Source organism: bacterium, assembly GCA_037131655.1.
GTDB lineage: Bacteria > Armatimonadota > Fimbriimonadia > Fimbriimonadales > JBAXQP01 > JBAXQP01.
The window spans coordinates 1-4,548 of sequence record JBAXQP010000220.1 but is presented as its reverse complement, the minus strand read 5'-3'; the positions used below and the strand labels follow the sequence as shown (position 1 = coordinate 4,548).

The following is a 4,548-nucleotide window of genomic DNA, read 5'->3' as shown; positions in this document are numbered from 1 at the left end:
AGCGTTTCAACACAATCTGGCTCATGATCATGAGCCAGATTGTGTTGAAACGCTAGACCTCTTCCCTATGATCGGTTGTACATGGAACCAGAATAGTCAGACTTTGGAGGACCTCAGTTGCATAGACACATTGGTTTATCATCATGGGAACCCGCTCGAGTTTTCAACTGTATCTGGGTTCCAGCCCAAAGCTCAACAAATGGCGGAATTCACAGACCGGTTCAAGGAAGTCTTTAGGCTGAAGGATTGGAAAGAAGCAAAAGAGCGGGAGAAGGAAGCTGTTGATTTCAAAGACCATATAGTTGAACTTAGTAAAGGCGTGATAGGAAGAGATGAACAGGTTGAGGATATTAAGCAATGGATTAAGGAGCATGCAGAACAAGGAGGGATTCTCTGGATAGGTGGTAAACCTGGAGTAGGTAAGTCAGCGTTGATGGCGAAAGTTGCTTGGCTATTACGCGGCGATAGTAGCATCCGAGTTTTGCCATACTTCTTCCGTGCAGGCGACGCTCACTGTAATCCAAGTGATTTTTATCAAACTGCCGGCTCATTTTTGCAGAGAGAACTTGATCTAACAGTTGCTTCTGAGCACCGCTTTTCGAGCGAGAATAACTTTCATCTTCTTATGGACGAGTTGGATAGGCGGCGACAAGCTAGGTCGGATAATCCGAGTATCGTCTACATACTTGATGGCTTGGATGAAGTTGCTGACTTACATCCTGATTTTGTTAAGCTTCCGCTGTCTACTCAATTCCCAGGTGTCTTGTGGATATGTACAGGACGGTTGGATGAGAAAACCAAAGCTCTTTATGAATCCTCTAAAGTAAATAAGCTTTGGAGTAGCGGTGAGTTGTCCCGCTTAAGGCCCAGTGAGATACGTGATCTCATCGAAACCGAAGGGGAGGAGGCGCTCAGGCATGAGCTTCAGCTACTTGACATAAGCATCGCCAACAACTTTATTAAGGTCCTTAGTGAACGTTCTGAAGGAATACCACTTTACATCAAATTAGCTATCCAAGATCTCAAAGAGGGAAGGCTTCGGTTAGACCGACCAAACGATCTTCCACCAAGTCTGGAAGCCTATTTCGAACGCTTACTTAGTTCTGAAAATGTTTCAGACATCTCACGTATATTAACTGCGATAATGTGCATCCTTAGCCTGGTACATGAGCAATTAGACCGAGAAACGATAGTTTCGCTCCTTACAATAATGCAACCTCAAGCTAAAAAGATTTTGCCCTCTAAGATTAATGATCTGTTGGAAAGCCATGAACACATCATGTTAAGGCGTGCATCTACACCTGAAGATAATCCTGGTTGGATGCTCTACCATGATGCCTTCCGCGAGCATTTGCAAAACTCCGAAAGTGTTGGGACGACAAGAAATGAGGCAATGGCAACGCTTTTGAAATGGTGCAGGGCTTGGAAGAAGAACAACAATCCCTATGCGCTACGCTGGTTTGCGATTCATCTAAAGGAACAAGGGAAAACCAAAGCCCTCTTTTCTTTATCAAAGGACCAAAATTTCTTAGAATCTCAGCGTGTCTACAGCCCGGAGTTACCATTACGCACCATTCGGTTATGCTTAGAAGAGACCACTAAGCCAGCATCCATCAAGCCTGTACGAGCAGCAGAACTTGTTGTTAGACACATCAGGATGTTTAATGAGATAACCTCCAGTGAATCTCCACTGGAGGCGCTTAAACGAGGGGCGACCCCTCAACTTGCTTGGAGATTGGCGGATATGCACCAATATGAGTATCGCGTTCTTTGGTATTTGCTAATCGCATGGAAGCTAATAAACAGCGGTGATTTAGATAATGCAAGGCTATCGATGGAAAAGTTGGCCGAGAACGATTTAGTTCTCCTAGAAGGTTTGTTTTGTGATATTGCTAGATTCATTCTTTTGCGCCTTATCGAGGTGAGTGAGCGATACTATGAGGTTATAGCCAAAGCGGTCATCTGCGATTATCATGGTGACTTTTGCGACTATTATATTCATATAGGAAATACTAACGCTGCTTATCGAATAGCTTGTGAAATTCCCCATCTTGGGGAACGCTCTGAACAACTCTATAAAGTTGTGATTGCTTACCTAAAACAAAGCAACCCAAACATACCTGACGAAAGTGTGTTTGATCAGGCCCAAGAGATCGCTCGTGAAATCAATGACGATTTCTGGCGAGCGGAAGCATACGCTGAGATTGCTTGTGCTCTGTATGATGCTGACAAAAAAGGAGCCTTGAGCATGCTGAGATCAGCTGACGAATTGGCAAGTACAGGTGACGAAGGGGAATGGGGGGATGTAAGTCATTGGGTGGATGAGGAATATGATTGTCGCAAAGGCTACGCGACTGATCATATTTTCGAATGTTTTGTTCGATTAAATCAGTTCGATGAGGCGATAGAAATAGCGAGAATTAAGAGTGCCTTCGCATATGATAAGATCGCGAGAGCTTATATTAATAATTTGATGTTTGGAGAGGCCCACAGGATGCTAGATATTATGATGGGCCTTTGGAATTCGGATTCCCACGACAATAGCATTCCTGAACTTGTTTCCATCACACTTGTGTTTATGGGGTTCAAGCTTCATCAGATAGGGAGAGTTGAAGAAGCGGAGGCAACCATCACGGAAGCTGAAAATTTAGCAATAAAATCTGGGTCACCCTATACTCAGCTCCGTTTGCTGTCCACAGTTGCGGCAGTTTGGGCTTGTTTAGGGAGTAACACAAAGGCTACTGCAGCTGTCACCAGAATGATCTCGATTGATAAAGAAAAAAAGATCGCCAGTAGTTGGGATATCAAAGCTTGGAGGAAAGATAAAGCCAATACTATCGTCACCACACTAGTCGAAGTCGCAACTCACCTGCATGCTGCTGAAAGCATTTCTGAAGCGAAGAAAACTTTGAAGCTTGCGAATTCCGCTGCAAGGAAACTTAAAGATCCGACTGATAAGTTCGAGGCTTATTTAGCAATCGCTGAACTAGAAGCCGCCTTGGTTGGACTTTCGGCTGCTTCACGAGTGTTGGATAAAGCTTATAAAGAGGCTTTGCCGTTCAATAATCCAGATAAGATTCTGGAATTGATCTCAAAGCAAACTGAATTGGGATTTGTTTCTGAAGCTCAAGATATTATCGGTAGCTTATTGATGGATTTTTTACGAGATGAAAAAAGAACGACGGGTTGATTCGTTAGTGTAACTTGCGATTACGATTCGCTCACCTCAAATGATGCTCCTGTTCGGAATACCCTAAAGGATAGGTTGCGTGAATTAGAAGCCGGATGGTCCTTACGGGAAACTGCCCTGGATAATCTGGCCCGCAGAAATCTTTTAGGCTTCTTAGAAGCCATTTGGTCTATACCAATATACGAGGGTATCGATTTTTTATTGTACGATATAGTGTTTTCAGGACAAGAAAAGTTGCCGTTCCGTAAGCATGAACTGGCACAAGCAAAGCAATTGGCGAATAAATGCGACGAAATCGAACCTACTGCATATGCTGGAACTTTGTTTCTTCATGACATGAAGACAGGTGTTGTTACAGGAAGTGAGCGCAATACAAACATATTGCAAAAAGTCATAGCCCTTGCATGGGTAGCGTTCTTTCAGACTCAGAATGCTTTCTTTAGCGAAGCGGGCAAGTCTTTTGATGAGGCAAGAGGTCTTGCACACGGATTGAAAGGGCCACATTATCGAGCACAATGCCATGCGATACTTGCGTTATTCGAAGCAAATTCTAATCTCAAGGAAGATGCCTGTTTTGATATAAGGACAACTGTCGATTTAATTAATGAACCATCTAATGAACTATCTCACAGTGAAAGTAACGATAAACTTTTCTGCTACTCCATCTTAATGTTGGTTCTGAAGATTTTAGGTGATCAATCTCTTCTCAGCGAAATCTGTTCTAAGGCGATTCACGAAGTCGAGGAAAATTATTACTGTTTTGAATTATGGCAGTTGGGTATCGTTTTACAGACACTTGTTAGATTAGGACGAATTGGTGAAGCACATAGATTATTGGCCAAAGTGCCGTTTCCTAGAGGGATTGATGAGGTGACTGAAGCGATGGATGGACCAGAGATGGGTCCACAATCTATCCACGAATCTACAGATGCATATTCCACTTTCGCGATTGAACTAACTAGGTTGGGAAAACTGGATGATGCCAAGACTATACTTCAGCAGATCCCTTTAGACGGTGAACGTTCAGGAGCTTATGCAGATGTTGCGTTTTACTTACTGAGTGCCAGTAGATCTAGTGATCATCAGAATGATCTGAAATCAGCAATTTCAATATATAGCGATTCGAGGCTATCACGAAACGAACATATATTTGACGTTGCATATATGCTTGTGCGATTAGGTCTCAAAAAAGAGTTTTTTGCATTTTTATTGTTGAAAATTTCATATCTGACTGATGCTCCCAGAATCGGCGCCCTCTTAGCTCGTATGTATCCAAAAAAGGCCGAACGAATAAGGGAAGCCGTTGTTGACGTATTGCAAGATTACAATGAAGTCCGAAATTGAAAAGCTTGTTATGC

The 4,548-nt window shown here is 43.0% G+C and carries 2 protein-coding genes; both read left to right on the top strand.

From position 1 onward, the window contains the following. The coding region (locus tag WCO51_09985) for a hypothetical protein (protein ID MEI6513587.1) at positions 1-3,190 on the top strand (3,190 nt) is incomplete at its 5' end. Between the two features lie 75 nt (positions 3,191-3,265). Continuing rightward, positions 3,266-4,534, top strand: coding sequence for a hypothetical protein (locus WCO51_09980; GenBank protein ID MEI6513586.1), 1,269 nt, complete (start codon positions 3,266-3,268; stop codon positions 4,532-4,534). Positions 4,535-4,548 lie beyond the last annotated feature (14 nt).